Origin of the sequence: Methylobacterium litchii (assembly GCF_038442315.1) — a bacterium.
In the GTDB taxonomy this organism is placed as follows: Bacteria; Pseudomonadota; Alphaproteobacteria; order Rhizobiales; family Beijerinckiaceae; genus Methylobacterium; species Methylobacterium litchii.
The window spans coordinates 275,741-302,667 of sequence record NZ_JBBXMY010000004.1; the positions used below are offsets into that span (position 1 = coordinate 275,741).

The window sequence follows — 26,927 nt, forward strand, 5'->3', positions numbered from 1 at the left end:
TGATGGCGATCGACCACGTCGATCTCGCCCGCCTCGACCTCAACCTGCTCGTCGCCCTCGACGCGCTGCTGCAGGAGCGGAGCGTGACGCGGGCCGCCGCGCGGATCGGCATCGGCCAATCGGCCATGAGCGCGAGCCTCGCCCGCCTGCGCCGGCTGTTCGACGACGAGTTGCTGACCCGCGCGCCGGACGGGATGCGCCCGACGCCCCGCGCCCTCGCCCTGGCCGAGCCCCTGCGCGGGGTGCTGCGCGGGGTCCAGGCCCTGGTTCACCGCGAGGAGCAGTTCGATCCGGCGACCGTGGAGCGGACTTTCATCGTCAGCCTGCCGGACAGTCTCGAGATCCTGCTCGGGCCGCGCCTCGTGGCGCATCTGCGCACCCACGCGCCCGGCATCCGGCTGCTGCTGCGCTCGGTGGAGGCGGTGCGCATCCTCGACGAACTTGACGCCGACCGGGTCGACCTCGCCCTCGGCTTCTTCACGCGGGGGCAAGTACACCACAAGCAGCGCCTGCTGTACCGCGACAGCTACGTGGTGCTGTTCAACGCGGACCTCGTCGGGGTCGAAGCGCCGATCAGCCTGGAGGATTACCTCCGCTTCCCCCACGTCCTGACCTCCTTGCGCGAGACCGCTCATGGGGTGGTCGACGATGCGCTGGCGCTGATCGGGCGCTCACGCGAACTCGCCGTGACGACGCCGCGCTTCCTCGTGGTGCCCTCCCTCGTGCGGGCAGCGCCCCTGATCGCGACGATGCACGCGCGGCTCGCGACCTTCTTTGCCGGCTCGCTGGGGCTCAGCGTGAGCCCGGTGCCGGTTCCTCTCGATGAGGTCGCTGTCTCCATGCTCTGGCATGCCTCATACGACCGGGATCAAGCCCATCGCTGGTTGCGAAACCTGCTGGTTCAGCTGGCCGGCGACAGTCCAACAGCCCTGGAATGAGAACCGGCGTCATCTGTGACTTGTGAACGGCTCCCGGCCTTGACCGGGCGGGTATGGGAATCCTCTAACCGGGGCGAGAAGGGACGGATCTCGTCGTCCCGAACGAACCCCGTGGGCGGGCCGCCGTGGCGACGGGCGGTCCCGTGCCTCAGCCGAACGCTTCCGTTCCGCCCCCTCGTCACCTCAGCGGACAATACGATGCCCAAAGGATCAGACCTTCTCGTCGCAGCCCTGGAGAACGAGGGTGTCGATCGCATCTTCGGCATTCCCGGCGAGGAGAATCTCGACGTGGTCGAGGCCCTGCGGACCTCGAAGATCCAACTGGTGCTGACGCGCCACGAGCAGGCCGCCGCCTTCATGGCCGCGACCCACGGGCGCCTCACCGGCCGTCCCGGCGTGTGCCTCTCGACCCTCGGCCCGGGGGCGCTCAACTTCTCGACGGGCGCGGCCTACGCCCATCTCGGCGCCATGCCGATGATCATCATCACCGGCCAGAAGGGCATCCTGTCCTCGCGGCAGGCCAAGTTCCAGATCGTGGACGTGATCAGCTCGATGAAGCCGATCACCAAGATGGCCCGGCAGATCGTCTCGGCCTCCTCGATCCCGACCATCGTGCGCGACGCCTTCCGCGTCGCCATGGAGGAGCGGCCCGGCCCGGTCCTGCTCGAACTGCCGGAGGACATCGCCTCCGAGCAGGCCGAAGCGAGCCTCGTGCCCTCGCACCCGATCGACATCCCGGTCGCTCACCCGAAGGCCATCGCCCGCGCGGCCGAACTGATCCTCCAGGCCGAGCGCCCGCTCATCATGCTCGGCGCCGCCGCGAGCCGGCCCCGCGCCACGGGCGAGCTCGGCGGCTTCGTCCACCGGACGCAGATCCCGTTCTTCACCACGCAGATGGGCAAGGGCACCGTCGCGGGCGGCACCAAGCTCTACATGGGCACGGCCGCCCTCTCCGAGCGCGACTACGTCCACGAAGCCATCGACCGGGCCGACCTGATCATCGCCATCGGCCACGACACGATCGAGAAGCCGCCCTTCTTCATGGGCCAGAAGGACCAGAAGGTCATCCATATCGGCTACGTGCCGGCCAACGTGGAGGAGGTGTACTACCCCGACGCGGAGGTGGTAGGCGATCTCGGCCCGACCCTGAAGCTGCTGGCCGACGAACTGGAGGGCAAGCTGCCCAACGCCGGCGCGCTGCTATCGCTGCGCGAGCACATCCTCAGCCACATCTCCGACCGGGCCACCGAGGACCGCTTCCCCGTCACGCCGCAGCGCCTCGTCCACGACGTGCGCCAAGTGATCCCCGAGGACGGAATCGTCTGCCTCGACAACGGGATGTACAAGATCTGGTTCGCCCGGAACTACCGCACCTACGTCGCCAACACACTGCTCCTCGACAACGCATTGGCCACGATGGGCGCGGGCCTGCCCTCCGCGATGATGGCGGCGATGCTGTATCCCGAGCGCCGCGTGATGGCGGTGTGCGGCGACGGCGGCTTCATGATGAACAGCCAGGAGATGGAGACCGCGGTGCGCCTCGGCCTCAACCTCGTGGTGCTGGTGCTGGACGATTCGGCCTACGGGATGATCCGCTGGAAGCAGGCGGTCGATCATTTCGAGGATTACGGCATGACGTTCCGCAATCCTGACTTCGTGAAGTACGCCGAATCCTACGGCGCCAAGGGCCACCGCATCGAATCGGTGCAAGACCTCGTGCCGACCCTCGACAAGGCGTTCAACGCGGGCGGCGTCCACCTCGTGGCCGTGCCAATCGATTACTCGGAGAACACCCGCGTGCTGGTCGAGGAGCTGCGCGCGAAGGTGAAGCCCTTCGAGCAGGCCCAGTGAGCCGGAGGACAGGCACGCCATGAACCCGTTCACCTTCCAGACCACGCCGAACGTCCTGTTCGAGGCCGGCGCCTCGAAGAAGCTCCCCGACATCGTGGCGAGCTACGGCGCCACGCGCGTCATGCTCGTCACCGACAAGGGCGTCCGGGCGGCGGGCCTCACCCGCTCCGCCGAAGAGGCCCTGGCCAAGGCGGGCATCGCCATCGACGTCTACGAGGACGTCGTGGCCGATCCGCCCTCGACGGTGATCGAGGCCGCCGCCGCCCGCGCGCGAGACCTCGGCACGGACCTCGTCCTGTCCATCGGCGGCGGCTCGGCGCTCGATACGGCGAAGCTCGTCGCCTACCTTGCCAAGTCGGACGACAAGCTGGAGGACATCTACGGCGTCGGCCTCGCCAAGGGCGACCGCCTGCCGCTGATCCTCGCGCCGACCACCGCCGGCACGGGCTCGGAGGTGACGCCGATCTCCATCGTCACCACGCCCACCACCGAGAAGAAGGGCGTCGTGGCCCCGAAGCTCCTGCCCGACTGGGCGGTGCTCGACCCGGAGCTGACGCTCGGCCTGCCCGCCCACGTCACCGCCGCCACCGGCATCGACGCGATGGTGCATGCCATCGAGGCCTTCACCAGCAAGAACAAGAAGAACCCGATCTCGGACCAGCTCGCCAAGCAGGCGCTGGCGCTGCTCTCGGCCAACATCCGCACCGCCTGCTCGGACGGAAAGAACGTCGAGGCGCGCTCCGGGATGCTGCTCGGCTCGATGCTGGCCGGCATGGCCTTCGCGAACGCGCCGGTCGCCGCCGTCCATGCGCTCGCCTATCCGGTGGGGGCGATCTTCCACGTGCCGCACGGGCTCTCGAACGCCCTGGTGCTGATGGGCGTGATGCGCTTCAACCTCAGCCACGCGCAGGGGCTCTACGCGGAACTGGCGCCGATCCTCGACCCCGCCGCCGCCGACCTGCCGGAGGCCGAGGCCGCCGCCCGCTTCGTGGAATGCCTCCAGGCGATCTGCCACGATTGCAAGGTGCCGGCCTCGCTGAGCGAAGTCGGCGTCAAGCAGGGCGATCTGGAGCGCATGGCGACGGACGCCATGAAGCAGACCCGCCTCCTCGTGAACAACCCGCGGGAAGTCACCTACGACGACGCCTATGCGATCTACGCCGGGGCGCTCGGCGAGGTCCGCCCGGCGGCCTGACCGGACGATCCGAACCGAAACACGGGCCGCGCGATGCCGTGCGGCCCGGCAGGGGGACACGCCAGGATGGACCAGTTCGACGCGTTCAAGGCGATGGGCGAGTTCTGGGCCCGCACGGGGATGGGCTTCCTGACGCCCCCCGGCATGGGCAACAACGCGGCAGGCTTCGGCGCCTTCCCGCCGGCCGGCGACCTCAACCCCTTCGCGGAGGCCCAGACCTCCCTCACCCAAGCGTGGTCGGCGGCGACCTCGCTGTCGCAGACGCTGGCCGCCTCGCTCCAGGGCGTGGCCGCCACCAGCGACCCCACGGCGGGCGCCGTGCTGGCGCGGATCTTCGATCCCCAGGCTTGGCTCGGCGGCACAAGCGATTTCAGCGCGACCCTCAACCGGATGTCCGAGGGGCCGCAACTCGCCGACCTGTGGCAATCCGAGAAGCGCTTCGCCGCCCTGTTCACGGCCTTCGCCGCCCTGCGGCAGGCGCAGGGCAAGCATCAGGCGGTGATGCTCGACGCCTGGACGCGGGCCGCGGGCACCTTCGCCCGCGAGGCCAATGCCCGCGCCGCGCGGGGCGAGACCTACCCGACCGGCCGGGACATGATGCAGCACTGGATCGAGACCGCGAACGGCGTGCTCCTCGATGTGCAGCGCTCGGACGCCTTCCTCGCCTCCCAGCGCGACATGCTGAAGGCGGCGACCGAGTTGCGCCTCGCGCAGCAGGACGTGGCCGGCTTCATGAGCGACCTCTACGGCCAGCCGAGCCGCGCGGAACTGGACGACGTCCACCGCAGCCTCACCGAGCTTCGCCGGGAGGTCCGCTCCCTCAAAAAGGACAAGCGCGCCGCCACGAAGCGCGCGAAGGCCGGGGCGACACGGGAGGAAAGCCATGGCTAAGACCACGGACGGCACTGAGCGCGGCATGCCGGCCGCCACGCCCCTCGACCTCACCCCTGCCGAGATGATGGCGGAGGTCGGCGCCCTCGGGCGCAAGATGGCCGAGGGCGCCAAGCTCTTCGCCAGCGTCCGCGACGAGGACGTGCGCATCGCCACGACTCCGAAGGACCTCGTCTGGAGCCAGGACAAGGTCAGCCTCTACCGCTACCGGCCGCTTACGGAGAGCCGGGGTCTGCCGCCGGTCCTGATCGTTTACGGGCTGATCGGCCGCTACACGATGGCGGACCTGCAGGAGGACCGCTCGCTCGTCCGCAACCTGCTCAATCTCGGCCTCGACCTCTACGTGGTCGATTGGGGCAATCCCGGCCGGGCCGACCGCTTCGTCACCATGGACGATTACGTCGACGGCTACCTCGCCGAATGCGTCGCCTTCATCAACGACACGACGAACCGCGAAAAGGTGAACCTCCTCGGCATCTGCGAGGGCGGCGTCTTCACCACCTGCTACGCGGCGCTCTACCCCGAGACCGTCAACGCCATGGTGCTGACGATCACGCCGGTCGATTTCCACGCCGACACCGTGGAGAACCGCAAGGGCCACGGCTTCATCAACATCTGGGTGCGCTCGCTCTCGGCCGAGGACATCGACCAGTTGATCGCCGCGCAGGGCTCCCTGCCGGGGGAGTTCATGGGCTCGGTCTTCTCCATGATGACGCCCATGCGCACCATGACGAAGTACAACCTCGACCTGCTCGAAGCCCTCGATGACCGCAAGAAGTTCCTGAACTTCCTGCGCATGGAGAAATGGATCTCCGACCGGCCGGACCATCCCGGCGAGGCGGCCAAGCAATGGCTGAAGGACCTCTACCAAGACAACAAGCTGGTGAAGAGCGACTTCGAACTCGGCGGGCGCAAGGTGGAGCTGAAGAACATCACCTGCCCGGTGCTCAACGTGTTCGCGCAGGACGACCACATCATCCCGCCCGCGACCTCGCAGGCCCTGCGCGGCAAGATCGGCACCGAGGATTACACCGAACTCGGCCTGCCCGGCGGGCATGTCGGCGTCTTCGTCGGCGGCAAGGCGCAGAAGCTCCTGGGTTCCGGCATCGCGGATTGGATCGCCGCCCGTGGCTGACGGACAGCGCCTCCCCACCGGCCTCAAGAACAAGATCGTCACCGCCGACGAGGCCGTGGCCATCGTGCAGGACGGCGACATGGTGGCCGTCTCCGGCTTCGTCGGCATCGGCACCCCCGACGAACTCATCCTGGCGCTCGCCCGGCGCTTCACCGAGGGCAAGGGCCCCCGCGACCTCGGCCTGATGTTCGCCGCCGCCCCCGGCGACGGCAAGGATCGCGGCCTCAACCGCCTCGCCATGCCGGGCCTGATCCGCCGGGTCGTCGGCGGGCATTGGTCCCTCGTGCCGAAGCTCGGCGCCATGGCGATCGAGGGTACGATCGAGGCCTACAACCTGCCGCTGGGCGTGGTCTCGCACCTCTACCGGGACATCGCCGCCAAGACCGCCGGCCACATCACCAAGGTGGGGCTCCACACCTTCGTGGATCCACGGAAGGGCGGCGGCAAGCTGAACGACCGGACCTTGGAAGACCTCGTCAGCCTGATCGACCTCCACGGCGAGCCGTGGCTGCATTACCGGACCTTCCCGGTGAACGTCGCGCTCATTCGCGGCACCACCGCCGACCCGGCCGGCAACGTCACCATGGAGCGCGAGGCGCTGACGCTCGACAACCTCGCCGCCGCCATGGCCGCGAAGAATTCCGGCGGCTTCGTCATCGCGCAGGTGGAGCGCATCGCCGAGAACGGGTCGCTGGCCCCGCGCGAGGTGACGGTACCGGGCGTGCTGGTGGATTGCGTGGTGCTCTCGAAGCCCGAGAACCACCACCAGACCTACGCGACGCCCTACAACCACGCCTTCACCGGCCGGCAGCGTGTGCCGCTCGACCGGATCGGCACCCTGCCCCTCGACATCCGCAAGGTGATCGCACGGCGCTGCGCCTTCGAATTGCCGATGGGCGGCGTCGTGAACCTTGGCATCGGCGTGCCGGAGGGCGTCGCCAAGGTGGCGGCGGAAGAGCGGGTGCTGAAATACCTGACGCTCACCGCCGAGCCCGGCGTGATCGGCGGCTTGCCCCAGGGCGGGCTCGATTTCGGCGCGGCGCTGAACCCGGCCGCCGTACTCCACCAGAACCAGCAATTCGATTTCTACGACGGCGGCGGCCTCGACCTCGCCTGCCTCGGCCTCGCCGAGGCGGACGAGGAGGGCAACGTTAACGTCAGCCGCTTCGGCACCAAGCTCGCCGGGGCCGGTGGCTTCATCAACATCTCGCAGAACGCTAAGCGCCTCGTCTTCGCCGGCAGCTTCACGGCGGGAGGGCTCGACATCGGCCTGACGGACGGGACGCTGCGCATCCTGAAGGAAGGCAGATCCAAAAAATTCGTGCGCGCCGTGGAGCAGGTGACGTTCTCCGGCGCCTACGCGGCCGAGCGCGGCCAGCCGGTGCTCTACGTGACCGAGCGCTGCGTCTTCCGCCGCACCACCGAGGGCGTGGAGCTGGTGGAGGTGGCGCCGGGTATCGACATCGAACGCGATATCCTCGCCCACATGGACTTCACGCCCATCGTCCGCGACCCCGCGCCGATGGATTCGCGCCTGTTCCGGGACGAGGCGATGGGCCTGGAGCACTGGCTGCTCGGCATGAGCCTGTCGGAGCGCATGTCCTACGATGCCGAGCGGAATACGCTCTTCGCCAATTACGAGGGCTTCCAGGTCCGCACGGTGGAGGATGTCGACCTCGTGCGGCGGGAATTCGAGCGGACCTGCCAACAGATCGGCAAGCGTGTCCACCTGATCGCCAACTACGACGGCTTCGAGCTTGATCCCGCCGTGGCCGAAGCCTACTTCTCGATGATCGCCTATCTGGAAAGCCGCTACTACGCCACGGCCTCGCGGTACACGACGAGTGCCTTCATGCGGCTCAAGCTCGGCGCCTCCCTGCAATCGCGGGATCTTGCGCCCCACGTGTTCGAGACGCGCGCGGAGGCTCAGGCCCGCAGCACGGCTCGCAGCGTGCCCCCGCGCGCCCAGACCGAGCCGTCGCCGCCCAAGGAACCGTTGGATGCCTGAGACCGGTGATCGGTTAAAGCTGAAGAACCCCGAGCTTCTTGTGGAAGCCTGCCTGATCGGCGGGGAATGGTCGAAATCCGGCGCGGGCCAGATCGACGTCACCAATCCGGCCACCGGCGCGGTCATCGCGCGGGTGCCGAATGCCGGCGCCGAGGAGACGAAGCGCGCCATCCAGGCCGCGCACGCCGCCTACCCGGCCTGGCGCGCCAAGACCGCGAACGAGCGCGCGGTGCTCCTGCGCAAGCTCGCCGCCGTGATCACCGAGAATCAGGAGGATCTGGCGCAGATCCTCACCGCCGAGCAGGGCAAGTCCCTCGCCGAATCGCGGGGCGAGGTCGGCATGTCGGCCGCCTACGTCCTGTGGTTCGCCGAGGAAGCCCGCCGCGTCTACGGTGAGACCGTCCCCTCCCCCTGGGCGGACCGGAAGATCCTCGTCACCAAGGAGCCGATCGGCGTGGTGGCGGCGATCACCCCGTGGAACTTCCCCTCCTCCATGATCGCCCGCAAGCTCGCCCCGGCGCTCGCGGCCGGCTGCCCCATCGTCATCAAGCCCGCCTCGCAGACGCCGCTCTCGGGCCTCGCCTGGGGCAAGCTCTGCCAGATGGCCGGCATCCCGGACGGGCTGGTCTCGATCCTCACCGGCCCGGCCCGCGCCATCGGCGGCGAGCTGACCGGCAACCCGCTGGTCAAGAAGGTGACGTTCACCGGCTCCACCGAGGTCGGCAAGATCCTGCTCCAGCAGGCGGCCGGCACGGTGAAGAAGGTCTCGATGGAGCTGGGCGGCAACGCGCCCTTCATCGTGTTCGACGACGCCGACCTCGACCGCGCGGTGGCGGGCGCCATGCTCGCGAAGTTCCGCAATTCCGGCCAGACCTGCATCTGTACGAACCGCTTCCTCGTGCAGGACGGCATCTACGACGCCTTCGCCGAGAAGCTGGCCGAGGCGGCGAACAAGCTGAAGGTCGGCGACGGCACCCACGAAGGCGTGGCCCAGGGCCCGCTCATCGACATGGCCGCCGTCGAGAAGACCGAGGCCCATATCCGCGACGCCCTCGACAAGGGCGGCAAGGTCATCGCGGGCGGCCACCGCCACGCCCTGGGCGGCCAGTTCTTCGAGCCGACCGTCGTCGTGAACGCGACCCCGGCGATGGAAGTCGCGCGCGAGGAGACGTTCGGCCCCCTCGCCCCCCTCTTCCGGTTCAAGGACGAGGCCGAGGCGATCCACATGGCCAACGACACCGAATACGGCCTCGCCTGCTACTTCTACACCCGCGATCTCGGCCGGATGTTCCGGGTCTCCGAGGCGCTGGAATACGGCATGGTCGGCGTCAACGAGGGCATCATCACCACCGAGGTGGCGCCCTTCGGCGGCGTGAAAGAATCGGGCCTGGGCCGCGAGGGCGGCCGACTCGGCATCGAGGATTACCTCGAGGTGAAATACATCTGCGTCGGCGGCCTCGGCGCCTGACGTCGCGCGGGGAGGCCTTAGGCCTCCTCGCTCTGCCGCACTCCGGCGAGCGCCGCATCCGGCTTCGGCTGGGCGCCCGGCGCCGCCCCTTCCGCCTGCGACACAAGTCGAATGGCCCGCGCGGTCAGAAACCAGCATCCGGGATCGGACGCTCGGTCGCGCCCGCGGTCGCGCGTGCGGAGCAGCCCGCGCCGCACGAGGGAGCGCACGGTGCGCATCTCACCGGGATCGGGGGTCGGCAAAGGCCCTTCACACCACAGACGTCGCAGCATCGCCCGCTGTGCGGAGGTTAATTGCCACCAGAGATTTGGTGCTGTGCGTTCCGGCATCTTAAGTTTGGAATCAATCCAGATTCTCCCGCATACGCAAGGGATAATTTGGCAATTCCAACTGACATTCTCGTGCCCTGCCCATGAGCAGTATACCAGTGCCGCCCCGCCGCGTTGACGGACGGCCCGTCCTCGCGCCTATAGCGCGGGGCGGCTTCGGGCAGGCGGGGGACGATTCCGGGCGCATGTCGGTCGCCGAGGAGAAGACGGGCGGAAGGACGGGCGCGGGCGACGGGCAACCGGAGACCGACCGCTCGGCCGTGGGCCTCGTGGCGGTGATCGTGGCCGCCAACGAAGGCGAGCCCCGCGCCCTGACGATTCGCGTGCCGGGACAGGCCACCTGCCGGGGTGACGGCCTTCCCGCAGGCCCCCTTGTACCGGAGCACGCCACCCTGGAACGGGGCCTGCGAGCCTGGGTGGAACGCCAGACCAACCAGCGCCTCGGCTACGTCGAGCAGCTTTACACCTTCGGCGACCGCGACCGCTCCGGCAGCGAGGACGCGCCGGCCGCGCACGCCCTGTCGGTGGCCTATCTCGCCCTGGTGCGGGAGGAGCGCCCCGCCGGCCTCGCCGAGGCCGCGTGGCACAATTGGTACCGCTACCTGCCCTACGAGGATTTCCGCCGCGGCCGCCCGGCGCAGCTCGATGCCATCGAGCCCCGGCTCATGGCCTGGGCCGCCGAAACCCCGGACAAGGCCCTGCGCCAGCGCCGCCTCGACCGGCTCGGCCTGACCTTCGGCATGAACGGCGGCACCTGGAACGAGGAACGGGTGCTCGAACGCTATGAGTTGCTGTTCGAGGCGGGGCTGATCCCCGAATCGCGGGGCAATCCGGGGCCGGGCCGGGCCGGCGACCCGACCGGCGTGCCCATGGCCTTCGACCATCGCCGGGTCCTCGCCACGGCGATCGGCCGCCTGCGCGGCAAGATTAAATACCGCCCGGTCGTGTTCGAGCTGATGCCGCCGGAATTCACGCTGCTGCAATTGCAGCGCACCGTCGAGGCGCTGTCGGGCGTGCAATTGCACAAGCAGAATTTCCGCCGCCTCGTGGCCCAGCAGGGACTGGTCGAGGAGACGGAGAGCCTGACCAGCGGCGCCGCGGGCCGCCCCGCCCGCCTTGTGCGCTTCCGCCGGGAGGTGCTGCTGGAACGCCCGGCGCCGGGCCTGCGCCTGTCCGCGCGCCGGGTCGGGTCGCTCTAACCGTAGGTCTGGTCCCGCCCCGGGAAGGTGCCGGCGCGGACCTCCTCGGCATAGGCCTGCACCGCGCCCTCGATATGGGCACGCAACGAGCCGAACTGGCGCACGAATTTCGGTGTCCGCTCGGAGAGGCCGAGCATGTCCTCCAGCACCAGGATCTGCCCGTCGCAGACGGAGGAGGCGCCGATGCCGATGGTCGCCGCCGTCACCTTGGGCGAGGTCGCGATGGCCCGCGCCACGGACTCCACGATGCCCTCCAGCACGATGGCGAAGGCTCCTGCCTCGGAGATGGCGCGGGCATCCTCCAACAGGCGGCGCTCGTCGTCGGGCGCGCGGCCCTGCACCTTGAAGCCGCCCATCACGTTCACCGCCTGCGGGGTGAGGCCGATATGGCCCATCACCGGCACGCCGCGCTGCACGAGGAAAGCCACCGTGTCGGCGAAATGAGCGCCGCCCTCCATCTTGATCGCCCCGGCGCCGGTCTCCTTGAGCACGCGGGAGGCGTTGACGAAGGCCTGCTCCCGGCTCGCCTCGTAGGAGCCGAAGGGCATGTCCACGACGACCAGCGCCTTCGATGTCCCGCGCATCACCGCCTGCGCCTGGAGGATCATCATCTCCAGTGTGACGGGGATGGTCGATTCCATCCCGTGCATCACCATGCCGAGGGAATCGCCCACGAGGATGAAGTCGCAGAAGGGATCGACGATACCGGCGGTATGCGCGTGATAGGCAGTCAGGGAGACGATCTTGCGCCCCTCGGCCTTGCGCTTGCCGATATCCACCGCCCGCAGGCGGCGGGATTGGATGACCTGGGACATCCCGCGCTCCCCAACGCTCACCGCCGGGATCCGGCGTGGCGCCTTATACGACAGGCGACGCCGCGAGCCAGGGGCCGGTCGCGGCGGAACGGAGGAGATGTCAGGGGCCGGTGGCCTGCTTCCACTCCGGGTCCTCGGTGAGGTTCCGGGTCTCGTGGAAATCCTGCCAGCCCTCGACGCCCATCGGGAACCAGTTCACCGCCGTGTAGCCCTTGTCCACGAGGCGCTTGCCGGCGTTCCAGCTTCCCCAGCACTCCACATGGCAGAAGACCACGATGGGCTTGCCCTTGTCGCCGCCGGTCAGTTGCTCCACGCGGCTGAAGAACAGGGCCTCGCGCTCCGGCGGCAGGGGGGCCGCACCCGCGTTCGGCAGCCAGACCGCGCCGGGAATCGACGGGTGGACCGGCAGCCACAGCCGGCCCTCGGGGAAGTTGGCGGGCTTGCGCTCGCGCGGGGCCACGTCGATCAGCACCGGCTTGTCCGGGCCTGCGATCATCTCCGCGACCGCCGCCCCATCGACGACGTGGGCGCCCTTCAGGGTCGGGGGCGTGTAGCCCCGCTGCGGACCGGTATAGAGGCCCGGCGGCTCCGGCACGTTCACCGGCGAGTCGGCGGGCTCGGCGGCGGCGAGGCAGAGGGCGGCGGCCGTGATCGCCGCCGCCCGCCCCAGAAACAGGCCGCGAGGCCCCATCAGTTCGTCGGGCTCGGCGCGTTGAAGCTGTGCGACCAGTGACCGCCCTGGTTGTCGCTCGCCGCGACCTTGATCGCCTTCCCGTCCGGCTTAAAGCCGAAATTGATCACCGGGTTCGAGGCGATGGAGATGTCGCCCGTCATGGTGAAGACGGTCTCGTCTCCGGCCGAGACGGTGAGCTTGTCGATGTAGCGGGCCGGCGTGAAATCGCGCGTCACCTGGTTCATCTGCATGCCCGAGAAGTTCGGGTGGCGGATCATCAGCGTCGCCTCGACGGGCTTGCCGGGCTGCGCTTCGGCGAACTTCATGCGCATGTCGCCCATACCCTTCATGGCCTCTTCGTCGCTCATGCCCATGGGCGCCGAGCAGCCGCCGGAGGCTTTCACGAACTGCTTCGCCTCGTAGAGCTTGCCGTCCGGCGTCTCCACCACGGCGTGCATGTCCGTGTAGTTGTTCACCCGGACACGCAGCTTCAGCTCACGGGTGTCGGCGGCCGGGCCGAACTCGAACTTGGCGGCGTAGGGCGCCGGGTTGTCGTCGATGATGAGCGAGACCGACTTGATCTTGTCGCGGTCGGGCATCGACAGGGTGATCGGCACGAGGGCCGCGTCCTCGGCGCGCTTAGGCGCTTCGAGCTTCACCAGCGTGTCGGTGGATTCGATTGTCTTGTCGCCGAAGATCGACTTGGCGATCTCCTGCCAGCGCGCATTGCGCTCCTGATCGGTATCGGACGCGCCTGCCGCCTGGGCAAGCGGGGCGAACAGGGTCGCGGCGGAGAAAGCGAGGGCGAAGGCGAGTGTCGGGCGCATGGCGTAGTCTCCCGTTGTTACGTTTATCGGTTGATGACGAATCAATCCCACTCGAGTTCCTGGTAAGCCACCGTCACGTTGCGGCGGTTATAGTGCTCGAACAGCTTCCACTTGTCCCGCTGGCCCTGCGCGACCGATCCGACCGCCTTGTCGATGGGCACGTCCTTGGCGATGGCCGCCTTGGTCTCGTCCCGGAGCGCGGTGAGATAGGCGGTGAGGTCCGCCACCGCCGGAGCCAGTTCGACCCGCACCGGGCCATGGCCGGGCACCGCCTGCGCGGCGCCGGTCGCCTTGATCCGCTCCAGCTCCTTCAGCCAGCCCTTGAGACTGCCGTCGAGGGAGGGGATTCGTTCCACGAAGAGCAGGTCCGCCGGGAAGAAAAGGCCGCTCATGGAATCGCGCATCGACAGGTCGCTCGTCGTATGCGCCGGGCCGTGGGCGGTGAAGGCGAGTGTGCGGTCGCCGAGGTCGATCTCGGCCGTGTCCGCCACCGCCATCGTCGGGTAGACGACCGGCCCGGTCTTCTCCTCCCCGAACAGGTCGATGAGGCGCTTGCGGTAGAACTCGCCGCGCGCGTCCAGCGCCTCCTTCAGCTTGGCGTGGCCGACGAAGACCGGCTTGTCCACCGTGAAAGCCCCGGCGCCGAAGGCGTGATCCGGGTGGACATGGGTCAGCACCACATGGGTGATCGGCTTGTCCGTGCGCTTGGCGATCTCGCCCCGCAGCCATTGCCCGTCCGCGAGACTCCCGCCGGATTCGGTGACGAGCACGCCGTTCTTGCCGACGATGAAGCCGATATTGGCGATGGCATCCAGGTTCTGCGCATCGGCATCGGCGATGAGGCCCTTGCGGATGAAGATGCCGGGGCCGACCTCGTCCATCGTGAAAGATTCGGCGTAGGCGCGCGGCGAGAGGCCCGCCGTCCCAAGGCAGCACAGGCACAGGCCGCCGAACAGCGATTGCCGCCGCGTCAGGCCGTTTCTCGTCGGATGAACGGACGAAGCCGCCATGCCGAAACCTCCCGGTCTTTCTTTCCAACCAATTAGTAGGTAGATTTCGATAGACGTCAAGCGGCGCTCATGCTTCCGTGATCGTGACGCAGGGCCGAGGAGAGCGATGCGGGACACCCGGGCCGAGTTGCTGATCGAGGCGGAGACCCTGGTGCGCAGCCGGGGCTATGCCGGGTTCAGCTATGCCGACCTCTCGGCGGCGGTGGGCATCCGCAAGGCGAGCATTCACCACCATTTCCCGACCAAGGCCGACCTCGCCGCCGCACTGATCGCGGCCTACGAAGCTCGGTACGCCGAGGCGATGGCCTCGATCCGCGCCGAGGTGCCGGACGGGCCAGGGCGCATCGCGGCCTATGGCAAGCTCTATCTCGGCGGGGTCGAGCAGGGGCTCGGCTGCCTCTGCGCGGCGCTGGCCGTCGAGGGCGAGGCCCTGCCGGAGCGCCTGCGCGCGGATATCGTGGCGTTCTTCCGCAAGCACCTCGCATGGCTGGAGGAGGTGCTGCGCGAGGGTGTGGCCGACGGGACCCTGCGCCCCGGCCTCGACCCCGCGATGCAGGCCCGCGCGACCCTCGCCACCCTCGAAGGCGCGCTGTTGATGGAACGGCTCTTCGCGAGCCCGGCCGCCTTCGGGGATACGCTGGCGGCCCTGGTCGGAGGGCTCGCCGCCGGTTCTAGCCCGCCGTCGCCGTGAAGCGCGCGTAGCCTTCGGCCCGCAACTGGCAGGCGGGGCATCGGCCGCAGCCGTAGCCCCAGGCGTGGCGTGCGCCGCGCTCGCCGAGGTAGCAGGTGTGGCTCTCCTCCACGATGAGGTCCGTGAGCCTCGCGCCGCCGAGGGCTTGCGCGAGGCGCCACGTCGCCGCCTTGTCGATCCACATCAGCGGGGTGTGCAGCACGAAGCGGCGCTCCATGCCGAGATTCAGCGCCACCTGCAGGGCCTTCACCGTGTCGTCGCGGCAATCCGGGTAGCCGGAATAATCCGTCTCGCACATGCCGGCGACGATGTGCCGGATGCCCCGCCGGTAGGCGAGCGCGGCGGCGAAGGTGAGGAAGACGAGGTTGCGCCCCGGCACGAAGGTGTTCGGCAGGCCCGACGCCTCGAAGCCGATCTCGGTCTCCCGCGTGAGCGCCGTGTCGGAGACGGCGCCCAGCGCGTCGAGGGAGAGCACATGATCCTCGCCGAGGCGTTGCCCCCAGGCGGCGTCGATGGCCGCGAGGCCGGTGCGCAGGCTCTCCCGGCAATCGAGCTCGATCCGGTGGCGCTGACCGTAATCGAAGCCCAGTGTCTCGACGCGGGTGTAACGGTCGAGGGCCCAGGCGAGGCAGGTGGCCGAATCCTGGCCGCCGGAGAACAGGACGAGGGCCGCGTCGTCTCCCGCGATGCGCTCAGTCGCCATCGTACTCGGCCCAGGACATCGGCGTCTCGTTAATCCGCACCCGCGCGAGGCCCGGCAGGTCCGGCCTCAGGCGATGCCAGATCCAGGCCGCAATGTTCTCGGCGGTGGGGTTTTCGAGCCCTTCGATCTCGTTCAGGCAATGATGATCGAGGCGCAGCAGCAGCGGGCCAAAGATCGACTCGATGTCGTAGAAGTCGATCACCCAGCCCGTCCGCTCATCGACCGGCCCCTCGACGGTCAGCTCGACCCGGTAGGAATGCCCATGCATCCGGTGGCAGCGATGGGTCGCCGGAACGTTCGGCAGGCGGTGCGCCGCCTCGAAGGTGAAGGCTTGGGTGATTCTCATCGAAGGGTCGTTTCACAAAGGGGCGAGCGTGCCGCGAGGTTGGGCATGGTCTATCAACCCACGCCCTGCCCCGAAACACCCGCCTGTGCGAAGGTCGCCATGCCCGTATGGCAGGCGAGCGCGCCCTTGATGATCCCCATCGCCACGGCGGCGCCCGAGCCCTCGCCGAGGCGCATCCCGAGCGAGACGATCGGCTTCAGGCCGAGTCTTTCCAGCACTTCGGCATGGGCGCCCTCGGCCGAGACATGGCCCGCGACGCAATGGTCGAGGGCGGACGGGTCGAGCGCATGGAGCACCGCCGCCGCCGCCGTCGAGACGTAGCCGTCAATGACCACCGGCACGTGCTGCAGCCGCGCGGCGAGGATGGCGCCCGCCATGGCCGCGATCTCGCGTCCGCCGAGGCGGCGCAGGATCTCGAGCGGATCGTCGAGATGCCCGGCATGGCAGGCGAGCGCCGCCTCCACCGCCGCGACCTTGCGCGAGAACCCCGCGCCATCGACGCCCGTGCCGCGCCCGACCCAATGGGCCGGATCGCCCCCGAGCAGGGCGGCGTAGAGCGCCGCCGCCACGGTGGTGTTGCCGATGCCCATCTCGCCGATGCCGAGGCAATCCGTGCCCGCCGCCACCGCCTCCATGCCGAAGGCCATGGTCGCGACGCAGGCGCGCTCGTCCAACGCCGGGGCCTCGGTGATGTCGCCGGTCGGCACGTCGAGGGCGAGGTCGAACACCTTGAAGCCGAGCCCGTAGGCCGAGCAGAGCTGGTTGATGGCCGCGCCCCCGGCGGCGAAATTATCGAGCATCTGGCGGTTCACGGCATCGGGGAAGGCCGAGACGCCCTTCTTCGTCACCCCGTGGCTGCCCGCGAAGACGCAGACCAGCGGCCTGTCGAAGCTCGGGGGCGCCTTGGCCTGCCACGCGGCGAGCCATGCGACGAGATCTTCTAGCCGCCCAAGGGAGCCGGCGGGCTTGGTCAGCACCGCGTCGCGTGCGGCGACCATGGCGGCGGTCTCGGCATCGGGCCCCGGCATGGTGCGGACGAGGTTGCGGATGTCGTCGAAGGGCCCGCTCATCGCTGCCTCGATCCTGTGGGTAGCCGCGTTCCGGGCGGACGAAACCGGCGCCGCCCGCTATGAATGGTGGAGCCGGCGCATCGAACCCGGCATGCGGGACCGCTTCGATGGACAGGCAGACCGGCGGCGAGGCCGATTGGCCAGGGCGCGAGGCCCTGCACGATCTCGCCGCGTGCCTGCGCTTCTACTCCCGCCTGCCGGTACCGCAACTGCCGGGCGAGCCGGACCCCCACCGCGCTCCGGATTTCACCCGCCTGCCCCGGATGCTGCCGCTGGCCGGCGTGATCCTGTCCCTTCCCGCCGCCCTGGTCCTGGCGGCCGGCTGGCTCGGGGGGCTGGGGCCGTTCCTCTCGGCGACCCTTGCGGCGGCGACCCTCGCCGTCACGACGGGCGGGCTGCACGAGGACGGCCTCGCCGACCTCGCGGATGGGCTCGGCGCGGGCGGCGACCGGGCGCGGATGCTCACGATCATGCGCGACAGCCGCATCGGCTCCTACGGGGCGCTCGCCCTGTTCCTCGCCCTCGCCCTGCGGATCGGTGCGCTGGCGACGCTCCTCGACCGCACCGGCCTGCCCGCCGCGACGGGCCTCGTCCTCGCCGCCTCCCTCTCGCGGGTGGCGGCGCTGGCACCGATGGTGCTGCTGCCCCCCGCCCGCAACGACGGGCTCTCGGCCGCCGCCGGGCGCCCCGGCCGCGCCAGCCTCGTGATGGCCGGGCTCGTCGGGCTGGCGCTGGCGTTTGCCGCCCTCGCCCTGGGGCTCGATCCGGGCGGGGTCGCCGCCATGATCGTCCTTGGCGGCCTCGCGGCCTATGGCGTCACCGCCCTCGCCCGGCGGCGCCTCGGCGGGCAGACGGGCGACGTCATCGGCGCCTGCCAGCAGGCCGCCGAGATCGCCGCCCTGCTCGGTCTCGTCGCGGCCCTGGCGCCTTGACCGCACCGCCCTCGTCCCACCACATCCCTCGCATGTCCGCCAGCCCGCCCAAGCCGTCCAGCCCCTGCACCAAGATCTGCGTGCTCGATGACGCGACCGGCCTGTGCCGGGGCTGCGGGCGCACCCGTGCCGAGATCGCCGCCTGGGGGATGATGGGCGAGGCCGAGCGCCAAGCGATCATGGCTGGGCTCGATGCGCGGCTGCGCGCCGCCTACCCCGCCTTGGCGGAGCCCTCCGGCGCATGATCTGGCTCGGCCTCGGGGCGCTCGGGCTCGTCCTCGCCGCCCTCGTCCTGTCGGACGGCACCGACACCCTCGGCGGCGGCCTCTCCCCCGACATGCTCGCCAACATCGCCTGGACGGGCACGATCCTCGCGCTGATCGTCGCCGGGTTCTGGCGGCAGTTCCGGGCCTCGCCGCTCCGCAACATCCAGGCGCTCGCCGCCTGGGGCTTGATCGGCGCGGCGCTCGTCCTCGGCTACAGCTACCGCGACCGCCTTCAGGACGTCTCCGCGCGGGTGATGGGCGATCTGCGCCCCGGCGCGGCGGTGGACGGCCCCGGCGGGACGGTCACGGTCACGCGCCGCTCGGACGGGACGTTCCGGGTGCGGGGCCAGGTCGGCGGGGCGAGCCAGGATTTCCTGTTCGACACGGGCGCGAGCAGCGTGGTGCTCACCGCCGAGAACGCGGCCGCCCTCGGCTTCACGCCCCGGCCCGACGAGTTCACCGCCCGCGTCTCCACCGCGAACGGCCCGACCAGCGCGGCCCCGATCCAGCTGAACTCCCTCTCGGTCGGGTCGATCACCGAGCGCAACGTGAACGCCATGGTGGCCCGGCCCGGCGCCCTCTCCGGCAACCTCCTCGGCCAGACTTTCCTCGACCGCCTCTCGCGCTACGAGGTGCGCGGCGACAAGCTGGTCATGACCCAGGGTCGCTAGGCGGCTTCCCGCGCATCGCCCCTGTCCCGCGAGACCAGCGCGATGGCCGCGCGCAGGGTGTCGAGATCCGCCTCGGGCCGCATCCCGTGCGTCGAGAGGTGGCGGCGGAAGGCGCGGGCGCCGGGCCGCCCGTTGAACAGGCCGAGCATGTGGCGCGTCACGGCGTGAAGCCGTTCGCCCGATTGCAGCACGCCCGCCACGTAGGGCTCGAACGCCTCCAGTGCGGCGAAGGGATCGGGCGCGGGCGCCGGCACGCCGTAGAGATCGGGATCGACCCGTAGCAGCAGGGCGGGCTCCATGTAGGCCGCGCGGCCGACCATGGCGCCATCGACCTCCGCGAGGCGCACCTGCACCTCCGCAATGGTGCGCAGGCCCCCGTTCACCGCCAGCGGCAGGTCGGGCCGCGCCTGCTTCAGGCGGGCCGCCCGGCCGTAATCGAGGGGCGGCACGTCCCGGTTCTCCTTCGGCGACAGGCCCTTGAGCCACGCCTTGCGGGCATGGACGACGAGCCCGTCCACCCCCGCCGCCACGACGGCCTCCGCGAGGGCATCGAGGGCGGCTTCGGGATCCTGGTCATCGACGCCGATGCGGCACTTGACCGTCACCGGCACCCGCACGGCGGCCTTCATGGCGGTGACGCACGCGCCGACCAGGGCGGGCTCGCGCATCAGACAGGCGCCGAAGCGGCCCTCCTGCACCCGGTCGGACGGGCAGCCGACATTGAGGTTGATCTCGCCGTAGCCGAACCCTTCGGCGATCCGCGCCGACTCGGCGAGATCGGCCGGGTTGGACCCGCCGAGTTGCACCGCCACCGGATGCTCGACCTCCGAGAAGCCGAGCAGCCGTTCCCGGTCGCCGTGGATCACCGCGCCGGTCGTGACCATCTCGGTATAGAGCCGCGCCCGGCCCGACAGCGCCCGGTGGAAGGCGCGGCAATGCCGGTCGGTCCAATCCATCATCGGGGCGACGGAGAACCGCCAGCCCGGGAGGGCGGCCGGCTCGTCCGCAGAGGAGGCGGGAGAAGTCACGGGCAGGATCTGCGGCTTTGAGAAGACGTGGCTCGTCTAGCAGAAGTCCGGCCGGGCGGCATCCTCGGGATCGACCCAGCGCCATGCCTCGCCCATCTGGTGGCGGAACCACGTGAATTGCCGCTTGGCATAGGCCCGGGTGTCGGCCTGCCCCCTGGCGATGGCCTCGTCCAAACCGAGTGTGCCGTCGAGATGGGCGATCAGGCCCGGCACGCCGTGGGCGCGCATCACCGGAAGCATCGGATCGAGCCGCCGGGCGCGGAGCGCCACCACCTCGTCGAGCGCCCCGGACGCGATCATCGTGCGGAAGCGGGCATCGATCCGCTCGCGCAGGACCGCCCGGTCGGGGGCGAGGAACAGCTTGACCAGACGCCGGCCTGCCAGCGGGCCGGGTACGGGGTCGCCGTAGAAGCTCGCGATGGGGCGGCCGGTGGCGGCAAGAATTTCCAAGGCCCGCATCACCCGCATCCGGTCGCTCGGGCGCAGCCGCGCCGCCCCCTCGGGATCGCGCCGGGCGAGGTCTTCATGCAGCGCCTCCGTGGGGCGCCCCTCCGCCTCCCGGCGGATCTCCGCGCGGATCGCTTCCGGCACGGGGGGCAGCTCCGAGAAGCCTTGTTCGAGGGTGCGGAAATACAGGCCGGTGCCGCCGACGAAGACGGGCAGCCGGCCCTCGCCCTCCGCGAGCAGGGCCGCCGCATCGCGGGCGAAATGGCCGAGGGAGTAGTTCGTCGCCCCGTCCACATGGCCGTAGAGCCGGTGCGGGACGGCCGCCTCCTCGGCCGCGTCGGGTCGGGCGGTCAGGACGCGCAGGTCCGCGTAGACCTGCATCGAATCCGTGTTGACGACGACACCGCCGGCCTCGCGGGCGATGCGACTGGCCAAGGCCGACTTGCCCGAGGCGGTCGGGCCTGCGATGAGAACCGCCGCCGGGCGCTCCCCGGCTTCCCACAACGGCAAGGCTTACCTCCGCATGCTGGTCGCGGTCCTGATAGCAAACCCGGACCGCCCGGCCATCACGGATGCGGTGCTCGCGGAAAGCCGCCGCGTGCTCGCCACAGAGCATCCCACCCGCATCCTCCACCGCGAGGTCGCTGCCGAAATCCTGGTGGACGGTGCGCCTTCGGACGCCGCCGTGCTCACGGAGCGCCTGCGCACGGCGCTCGGCGACGAACCCATCGACCTCGCCGTCTTGCCGGCCGATTCCCACCGCCGCAAGCGCCTGTTCCTGGCCGACATGGATTCGACCATGATCGATCAGGAATGCATCGATGAACTCGCCGGGACGCTCGGCCTCAAGGACCATGTCGCGGCGATCACCGAACGGGCGATGCGCGGCGAGATCGCCTTCGAGCCCGCGTTGCGCGAGCGCGTCGCCCTGCTGAAGGACATTCCGGTCGGCGTGGTGGACGGCCTCATCGCCGACACCCTGACCCTCACGCCCGGCGGCCGCACTCTGGTGCGGACCATGGCCGCCCACGGCGCCCACACCTGCCTCGTATCGGGCGGCTTCACCCTGTTCACCGGCCCCATCGCGGCCAAGCTCGGGTTCGCGGAGCACCGGGCGAACCGCCTCGCAGTGGCGGACGGCAAGCTCACCGGAGCGGTCGAGGACCCGATCGTCGGCAAGGCCGAAAAGCGCGCGACCCTCATGGAGTTGCGAGACCGGTTCGGCCTCGCGCCCGCCGAGACGATGGCCGTCGGCGACGGCGCCAACGACCTCGACATGCTCGGCGAAGCCGGGCTCGGCGTCGCCTTCCGCGCCAAGCCGGCCGTCGCCGCCGCCGCGCGAGCACGCGTGGAGCACGCCGACCTCACCGCCCTCCTCTATCTCCAGGGCTACGCGGCTTCCGAATTCGTCGGCTGATCAGGCGGCGAAGATCCGCCGCTGGTAATCGATGACGAGTTCGTCCACGGCGGCTTCCGTCAGCGCCGCCTCACCCTTGGGGCGAAGCCAGAGCCACGACATCATCCGGTAGCGCGCCTCGACGCAGAGCAGCCACGAATCCCAGTCCGACCAGTTCCGCAGGAGCGGGATGTTGCGCATGTCGCGCAGGCCGTCCTTGACCTCGCACACGTCGAAATAGCGCTCGGCCGCCTGCCTCAACTCAGCGATGGCATTGTCCCGCCGGGCGGGATCGGTGAGCAGGAAATCGTGCAGTTCGATGATGACGTGGGAGTTCTGAAGGCGGCTGAGAACCGCGTCGGTGAACAGCGAGAACTCCGCCCCCTCGATATCGCAGAGCATGACGCATTGCGGCAGCGCGACGCCGCTCGCCTCCACGCGATCGAGGAAATCGGGCGTCGCCTCGCCGAAGACCGAGATCCTGTCCGCGACGCCGTGAGCCTGCGCCATCTCGGCGAGGGCCCTTTGTCGGTCGGCGTCGAGCTCGAAGATGAGGCTTCGGCCGAAGGCGCCGACTTCCACCAGCCCCACGCCGAACACCCCATCCGCCCCGCCGAGATCGACCAGCGCCTTCCGGGGGCTGCGGAGCAGATCGAGGATGGCGCAGATGGAGACCTCGTAGGTCCCGAGGATGTAGGCGCTGGAAATGATCTCGGCCCAGTTGCTGGGCGGCACGCGGAACCCCTTCAGGATTCCGTACTGCACCACCGAATCGCACTGCGACCGGATCATCATCGACAGGTACTCGCGCCGGGCATGGACCGCGCGGGTCGTCGTCTCATCGAAATAGCGGAGCAGTTCCATGCCGGGTCGCGGGATCAGCCAGAGCGTCGAAGACGACGCTTTTAGCTGATCCCACCCGGCAATATCCAGTGATCGAGAGTATTAACAATATTGGGTTGAGCAATACCAAGACTACAACCCTTAGATGCGGGTTGGGATCCGCGTATCGGTTCTCGTTCAGTCCAGCCCGAGCGCCACGAAGCGCACATCACCATTCGCGGCGGCGACCAGCAGGAGCACGGACTTGCGGCCGTCCTTCTTCAGGGCGTCGATGCGCTTGGTCACGTCGGCCGGCGTCGAGACGGCCTCCTGGCCGACCTCCACGATCAGTTCGCCCGGCTGGATGCGCTTGTCGGCGGCGTTCGAGCTGGGATCGACGCGGGTCACCACGACGCCCTTCTGGCCGTCCTTGATGTTGTAGCGCTTGCGGAGATCGTCCGTGAGCGAAGACAGATTGAGGCCCAGCGCCTGACGGACGGCGTTGTCGGCGTCGGGCTGCTTGAGGTTGGCCTGCTGCGGCTTCTCGTTGTCCTCCAGGCGGCCAAGCGTGACCGCCTTCGTCACTTCCTCGCCCTTGCGGACGACCACCACATCGACCTTCTGGCCGACCGGGGTGGAGGCGACGATGCGCGGCAGGTCGCTGGATGCCTTCACCGCCGTGCCGTTGAACTTCACGATGACGTCGCCGACGTCGAGCCCGGCGGTCTTGGCGGGCCCCTTCTCGTCCACGCCCGCGACGAGGGCGCCGCGCGCGCCGCCCTTGAGGCCCAAGGCCTCGGCGGTGGCGTCGTCCACGTTCTGGATGCGCACGCCGAGCCATCCGCGACGGACCTCGCCGAACTCGCGCAACTGGTCGATCACCTGCTTGCTGGTGTTCGACGGGACGGCGAAGCCGATACCCACCGAGCCGCCGGTCGGCGACAGGATCGCGGTGTTGATGCCGATGACCTCGCCGTCCATGTTGAACAGCGGGCCGCCGGAATTGCCCTTGTTGATGGCCGCGTCGGTCTGAATGTAGTTGTCGTAGGGGCCGGACTCGATGTTGCGGCCCCGGGCGGAGACGATGCCGGCCGAAACCGAGCCGCCCAGGCCGAACGGGTTGCCGATGGCGATCACCCAATCGCCCGGCCGCATCTTGTCGGAATCGCCGAAGGGCACCGCCTTGAGCGGGCGGTCGGCCGTGGGCTTCACCCGCAGCACGGCGAGATCGATCTTGGAATCCTTGCCGATGATCTCGGCCTTCAGCTTCGTGCCGTCGTGCAGGATCACCTGAATGTCGTTGGCGTCGCCGATGACGTGGTTGTTCGTCACCACGATGCCCGAGGCGTCGATGATGAAGCCCGAGCCCAGCGAGTTCGACTTGCGCGACCGCGGCGCCTCTTCGCTGTTGCCGCCGCCGCCACCCCCGCGACCGCCGCGCTTGTTGAAGAACTCCTCGAACAGGTCCTCGAAGGGCGTGCCCGGCGGAAGCTGCGGCATGGTGCGGCTGGAGCGCGCCTCGACGGTGGTCGAGGCCGAGATGTTCACCACCGCATCGGTGACTTGCTCGGAGAGATCGGCGAGGGAGGCCGGTCCCTTGGCGAAGGCCGGCGCCGGCAGGGTCGCGCCCAGCACGGTGACGCCCAGCATGATCGCCGTGGCGACGGGGCGCAGGCGGGTGAACGGCCCCGGACGGGATGCCTCGACGGGGTTCATGGCGGACCTCTTCAGCAAAGCGTTTCCCTCAGGCGCCGGCCGCTGCATGGCGGCCGGCGGTTCGTCACGGGTCATGCCCGTGCAAAGGTAGCCCGCGAACGCGCAGCGTCCAGCGTCGGGGTCAGCGCGCCGCGCCCGCCGTGGAGCCCGTCGCGGCGGCCGGATCCTGGCCGGGGCGTCCGTTCGCCGGCGCTTGCACGCCTTGGCCCTTCGGATCGCTGAAGTAGCGGAAGAAATCCGTGTTCGGGCTGATGACGAGGCGTGTGTCGGGACCCTTCAGCCCCGTCTCGTAGGCCTGCATCGAGCGGTAGAACGCGAAGAAGTCCCGGTCCTTGGCGAAGGCGTCGGCGAGGATGCGGTTCTTGTCGGCGTCGCCCTGGCCGCGCAGCTGTTCGGACTTCTGCGTCGCCTCGGCGAGGATCACCGTCACCTCGCGGTCGGCCTTGGCGCGGATGGTCGCCGCCGCCTGCTCGCCGTTGGCGCGGATGTCGGCCGCCTCCCGCTCGCGCTCGGTCTTCATCCGCCGGTAGACGGCGGCCGAGTTCTGCGCGGGCAGATCGACGCGGGTCATGCGCAGGTCCACGATCTCGATGCCGAGCGCCCTGGCCTGCCGGTTCACGTCTTCCTGGATGTTGTGCATCAGCTGGCCGCGCTCGTTCTTGACGATGGCGTCGCGGGTCGAGCGGGCGAGCACGCTGCGCAGGCTGGAATTGGTGAAGCTCTGCAGGCGCTGGTTGGCAATGTTGATGTTGCCCACCGACTGGTAGAAGCGCAGCGGATCGAGGATCCGGTAGCGGGCGAAGGCATCGACTTCGAGGTTCTGCCGGTCGGCGGTGAGGATCGTCTGCACCGGCAGGTCGAGATCGAGCACCCGCTTGTCGAAGGTGACGACCGTCTCGGCGAACGGGATCTTGAAGTAGAGGCCCGGCTTCTCCTCGCCGGTAGCGTTGAGGACGGCGCGGACGCGGCCGAACTGCAGGACGAGGGCCTGCTGCATCTGGCCGACGACGAAGACCGATGCGTAGAGGCCGATCGCCACGATCGCCGCGACGACGATGAGGCCCGTGCGGAGTGCCTGGTTCATCGGGCGGCTCCCGTTTGGGCCGGGCCACGGGCGCCGAACTCGGAAAGGGGCAGCACGGGCAGCACACCCGCCGCCGTGGAGGCGGAGCCGGGCGACCCGTTCTGATCGATGATCACCTTGTTCACGGAGCCCAGAACCTTCTCCATCGTCTCCAGGAAGATCCGCTCGCGGCTGATCTCCGGCGAGAGCTTGTACGAGGCGTAGACCTCGTTGAAGCGCGCCGCCTGACCGGTGGCGTCGGCGGTCGCCTTCGTCTTGTAGGCCTCGGAGGCCTGGACGATCTGCGAGGCTCTGCCTCGGGCCTGCGGGACCTCACGGCTGGCGTAGGTCTTCGCTTCGTTCTGCGCGGTGTCCGCGTCCTGCTGCGCGGCGTTCACGTCCACGAAGGCGGGACGCACCTCCGGCGGCGGGTTCACCGAGACGAGCTGCACCACCTCGATGCGCACGCCCGCGCCGTATTCGTCCAGCGCCTTCTGGACCATCTCCTTCACCTCCTGCGCAATGCTCGCCTGCTCGTTGGTGAGGATCGCCTGGATGTTCCGGCGGCCGATCACCTCGCGCATGGCGCTCTCGGCGATGGCCTTGATGGTGCCTTCGGGGTTCTGGATGTTGAACACGAAGTCCGAGGCCTTAAGCGGGTTCACCCGCCACTGCACCTCGAAGTCGAGATCGACGATGTTCTCGTCGCCGGTCAGCATCAGGCTCTCGTCGGGCACGTCGCGGTTGCGCGTCTGGCCCGGCCCGGTGCGGTAGCCGACCTGGATCGAGTTCACCTGACCGACATTCGGCTTCACGACGCCGCCGATCGGATAGGGGAAGTTGTAGCGAAGGCCCTCGCCCGTCGAGCCGACATAGCGGCCGAAGATGGTCTCGATGCCGACCTGATAGGGCTCGACCTTATAGAAGCCGGTGGCGAGCCACACGGCCACGGCGAGCGCGCCGATCACCAGGGCGCCGCGACCGCCGCCGAAGCCGGAGCCGCTGCCCGAGGGGCCGCCCGGTCCGCCGCCGCCGGGGATAATCCGCCGCAGGCGGTCCTGGCCGCGCTTCAACAGGTCCTCAAGGTTCGGCGGGGTGTTGCCACCGCCCCCGCCCCCGCCCCAGGGTCCACCGCCGTTGCCGTTGGGGCGCCCCCACGGGCCGCCACCACCGCCACCGCCATTCTGATTGCTCCAAGGCATCCTGGCCGTCGTCTCCTGACCTGCCGCACCCGCCGCGCCCGCGTCTGGGCGCCCCCTGCCAACGGTCGCAACCGCCGGCTCAATCCCGAGTGCCGCCCAATCGCCTGGGATTCGCACCGTCGACATCCGCAGAGGCGCAGGCGACGGCGGACCCCTCACGGCACCTGCGGGTCCGCCCCCCTCGCTGTCAAGGCTGGCAGGTGGGCACGGCAAGCCCCGAGCGCAACCGCGACGG

The 26,927-nt window shown here is 69.6% G+C and carries 26 protein-coding genes; 13 read left to right on the forward strand and 13 right to left on the reverse strand.

Translation table 11 applies throughout. From position 1 onward, the window contains the following. The first annotated feature begins 2 nt into the window (after window positions 1-2). From AAHF99_RS10685 to AAHF99_RS10720, 8 genes are all read left to right on the forward strand, one after another. Window positions 3-938, forward strand: coding sequence for a LysR family transcriptional regulator (locus tag AAHF99_RS10685; protein ID WP_342164246.1), 936 nt, complete (start codon window positions 3-5; stop codon window positions 936-938). Between the two features lie 198 nt (window positions 939-1,136). Further along, entirely contained in the window at window positions 1,137-2,789 is a 1,653-nt protein-coding gene (locus AAHF99_RS10690) for an acetolactate synthase large subunit (protein WP_342164248.1), read from the forward strand. 19 nt (window positions 2,790-2,808) lie between these two features. Next, window positions 2,809-3,984, forward strand: coding sequence for an iron-containing alcohol dehydrogenase (locus tag AAHF99_RS10695; RefSeq protein WP_342164249.1), 1,176 nt, complete (start codon window positions 2,809-2,811; stop codon window positions 3,982-3,984). Window positions 3,985-4,050: 66 nt separating this feature from the next. Beyond that, window positions 4,051-4,875: a poly(R)-hydroxyalkanoic acid synthase subunit PhaE gene (locus AAHF99_RS10700; RefSeq protein ID WP_342164251.1), complete on the forward strand. Its 825-nt coding sequence runs from the start codon at window positions 4,051-4,053 to the stop codon at window positions 4,873-4,875. Window positions 4,876-4,900: 25 nt separating this feature from the next. Next, a complete protein-coding gene (gene phaC / locus AAHF99_RS10705) occupies window positions 4,901-6,010 on the forward strand; it encodes a class III poly(R)-hydroxyalkanoic acid synthase subunit PhaC (RefSeq protein WP_412759869.1) in 1,110 nt (369 codons plus the stop codon). 79 nt (window positions 6,011-6,089) lie between these two features. Next, window positions 6,090-8,018, forward strand: coding sequence for an acyl CoA:acetate/3-ketoacid CoA transferase (locus AAHF99_RS10710; protein ID WP_412759870.1), 1,929 nt, complete (start codon window positions 6,090-6,092; stop codon window positions 8,016-8,018). Further along, window positions 8,011-9,486, forward strand: coding sequence for an NAD-dependent succinate-semialdehyde dehydrogenase (locus tag AAHF99_RS10715; protein ID WP_342164253.1), 1,476 nt, complete (start codon window positions 8,011-8,013; stop codon window positions 9,484-9,486). Before AAHF99_RS10710 ends, AAHF99_RS10715 begins: the two co-directional genes overlap by 8 nt. 514 nt (window positions 9,487-10,000) lie before the next feature. Further along, the gene (locus AAHF99_RS10720; RefSeq protein WP_342164341.1) at window positions 10,001-11,014 is read left to right on the forward strand and encodes an NUDIX hydrolase; all 1,014 of its coding nucleotides are present in this window, start codon (window positions 10,001-10,003) and stop codon (window positions 11,012-11,014) included. Here AAHF99_RS10720 and panB read toward each other — a convergent pair. The 4 genes from panB to AAHF99_RS10740 all read right to left on the reverse strand — a co-directional run bounded on the left by panB (window position 11,011) and on the right by AAHF99_RS10740 (window position 14,339). Beyond that, window positions 11,011-11,829, reverse strand: a complete 819-nt coding sequence (panB, locus tag AAHF99_RS10725; protein ID WP_342164255.1) for a 3-methyl-2-oxobutanoate hydroxymethyltransferase — start codon at window positions 11,827-11,829, stop codon at window positions 11,011-11,013. The genes AAHF99_RS10720 and panB overlap by 4 nt on opposite strands. A 100-nt stretch (window positions 11,830-11,929) precedes the next feature. Then, window positions 11,930-12,520 carry a rhodanese-like domain-containing protein gene (locus tag AAHF99_RS10730; protein WP_342164256.1) on the reverse strand — a complete coding sequence of 197 codons (591 nt, stop codon included), beginning with the start codon at window positions 12,518-12,520 and terminating at the stop codon, window positions 11,930-11,932. Then, window positions 12,520-13,329, reverse strand: coding sequence for a quinoprotein dehydrogenase-associated SoxYZ-like carrier (locus AAHF99_RS10735; protein ID WP_342164258.1), 810 nt, complete (start codon window positions 13,327-13,329; stop codon window positions 12,520-12,522). Before AAHF99_RS10735 ends, AAHF99_RS10730 begins: the two co-directional genes overlap by 1 nt. A 41-nt stretch (window positions 13,330-13,370) precedes the next feature. Next, complete coding sequence (locus AAHF99_RS10740) at window positions 13,371-14,339, reverse strand: quinoprotein relay system zinc metallohydrolase 2 (protein ID WP_342164260.1); 969 nt, start codon at window positions 14,337-14,339, stop codon at window positions 13,371-13,373. Window positions 14,340-14,445: 106 nt separating this feature from the next. Between AAHF99_RS10740 and AAHF99_RS10745 the strand changes: the two genes are divergently transcribed. Continuing rightward, window positions 14,446-15,030, forward strand: coding sequence for a TetR/AcrR family transcriptional regulator (locus AAHF99_RS10745; RefSeq protein WP_342164262.1), 585 nt, complete (start codon window positions 14,446-14,448; stop codon window positions 15,028-15,030). Here AAHF99_RS10745 and queC read toward each other — a convergent pair. From queC to cobT, 3 genes are read right to left on the reverse strand one after another with little or no spacing between them, the layout of a single operon-like run. Then, on the reverse strand, window positions 15,011-15,733 hold the full coding sequence (queC, locus tag AAHF99_RS10750; RefSeq protein ID WP_342164263.1) for a 7-cyano-7-deazaguanine synthase QueC: 723 nt from the start codon (window positions 15,731-15,733) through the stop codon (window positions 15,011-15,013). The two genes, AAHF99_RS10745 and queC, sit on opposite strands and share 20 nt — an antisense overlap. Further along, window positions 15,723-16,079: a 6-carboxytetrahydropterin synthase QueD gene (gene queD / locus AAHF99_RS10755; RefSeq protein WP_342164265.1), complete on the reverse strand. Its 357-nt coding sequence runs from the start codon at window positions 16,077-16,079 to the stop codon at window positions 15,723-15,725. The genes queC and queD overlap by 11 nt, the downstream gene beginning before the upstream one ends. Before the next feature lie 53 nt (window positions 16,080-16,132). After that, window positions 16,133-17,149: a nicotinate-nucleotide--dimethylbenzimidazole phosphoribosyltransferase gene (cobT, locus tag AAHF99_RS10760; RefSeq protein ID WP_342164266.1), complete on the reverse strand. Its 1,017-nt coding sequence runs from the start codon at window positions 17,147-17,149 to the stop codon at window positions 16,133-16,135. A 107-nt stretch (window positions 17,150-17,256) separates the two neighbouring features. Between cobT and cobS the strand changes: the two genes are divergently transcribed. The 3 genes from cobS to AAHF99_RS10775 are packed head-to-tail and all read left to right on the forward strand — an operon-like array spanning window position 17,257 to window position 19,018. Beyond that, complete coding sequence (gene cobS / locus AAHF99_RS10765) at window positions 17,257-18,081, forward strand: adenosylcobinamide-GDP ribazoletransferase (RefSeq protein ID WP_342164267.1); 825 nt, start codon at window positions 17,257-17,259, stop codon at window positions 18,079-18,081. Between the two features lie 32 nt (window positions 18,082-18,113). Next, complete coding sequence (locus AAHF99_RS10770; protein WP_342164268.1) at window positions 18,114-18,326, forward strand: DUF1289 domain-containing protein; 213 nt, start codon at window positions 18,114-18,116, stop codon at window positions 18,324-18,326. After that, a complete protein-coding gene (locus AAHF99_RS10775; RefSeq protein ID WP_342164270.1) occupies window positions 18,323-19,018 on the forward strand; it encodes a retropepsin-like aspartic protease family protein in 696 nt (231 codons plus the stop codon). The genes AAHF99_RS10770 and AAHF99_RS10775 overlap by 4 nt, the downstream gene beginning before the upstream one ends. Here AAHF99_RS10775 and dusA read toward each other — a convergent pair. Both dusA and miaA read right to left on the reverse strand, forming a co-directional pair. Beyond that, complete coding sequence (dusA, locus tag AAHF99_RS10780; protein ID WP_342164271.1) at window positions 19,015-20,046, reverse strand: tRNA dihydrouridine(20/20a) synthase DusA; 1,032 nt, start codon at window positions 20,044-20,046, stop codon at window positions 19,015-19,017. The two genes, AAHF99_RS10775 and dusA, sit on opposite strands and share 4 nt — an antisense overlap. 36 nt (window positions 20,047-20,082) lie before the next feature. Then, a complete protein-coding gene (gene miaA / locus AAHF99_RS10785; protein WP_342164273.1) occupies window positions 20,083-21,003 on the reverse strand; it encodes a tRNA (adenosine(37)-N6)-dimethylallyltransferase MiaA in 921 nt (306 codons plus the stop codon). A gap of 13 nt (window positions 21,004-21,016) precedes the next feature. Between miaA and serB the strand changes: the two genes are divergently transcribed. Beyond that, window positions 21,017-21,910 (forward strand): phosphoserine phosphatase SerB, encoded by an 894-nt coding sequence (gene serB / locus AAHF99_RS10790; protein ID WP_342164274.1) that lies wholly within the window; start codon window positions 21,017-21,019, stop codon window positions 21,908-21,910. On the opposite strand, the gene AAHF99_RS10795 is transcribed toward serB, so the two are convergent. The 4 genes from AAHF99_RS10795 to hflK all read right to left on the reverse strand — a co-directional run bounded on the left by AAHF99_RS10795 (window position 21,911) and on the right by hflK (window position 26,692). Beyond that, window positions 21,911-22,753: a hypothetical protein gene (locus tag AAHF99_RS10795; protein WP_342164276.1), complete on the reverse strand. Its 843-nt coding sequence runs from the start codon at window positions 22,751-22,753 to the stop codon at window positions 21,911-21,913. Window positions 22,754-22,909: 156 nt separating this feature from the next. Continuing rightward, entirely contained in the window at window positions 22,910-24,427 is a 1,518-nt protein-coding gene (locus AAHF99_RS10800; RefSeq protein ID WP_342164277.1) for a DegQ family serine endoprotease, read from the reverse strand. A 121-nt stretch (window positions 24,428-24,548) separates the two neighbouring features. Next, window positions 24,549-25,511 (reverse strand): protease modulator HflC, encoded by a 963-nt coding sequence (gene hflC / locus AAHF99_RS10805; protein ID WP_342164279.1) that lies wholly within the window; start codon window positions 25,509-25,511, stop codon window positions 24,549-24,551. After that, entirely contained in the window at window positions 25,508-26,692 is a 1,185-nt protein-coding gene (hflK, locus tag AAHF99_RS10810; RefSeq protein ID WP_342164280.1) for an FtsH protease activity modulator HflK, read from the reverse strand. Before hflK ends, hflC begins: the two co-directional genes overlap by 4 nt. Window positions 26,693-26,927 lie beyond the last annotated feature (235 nt).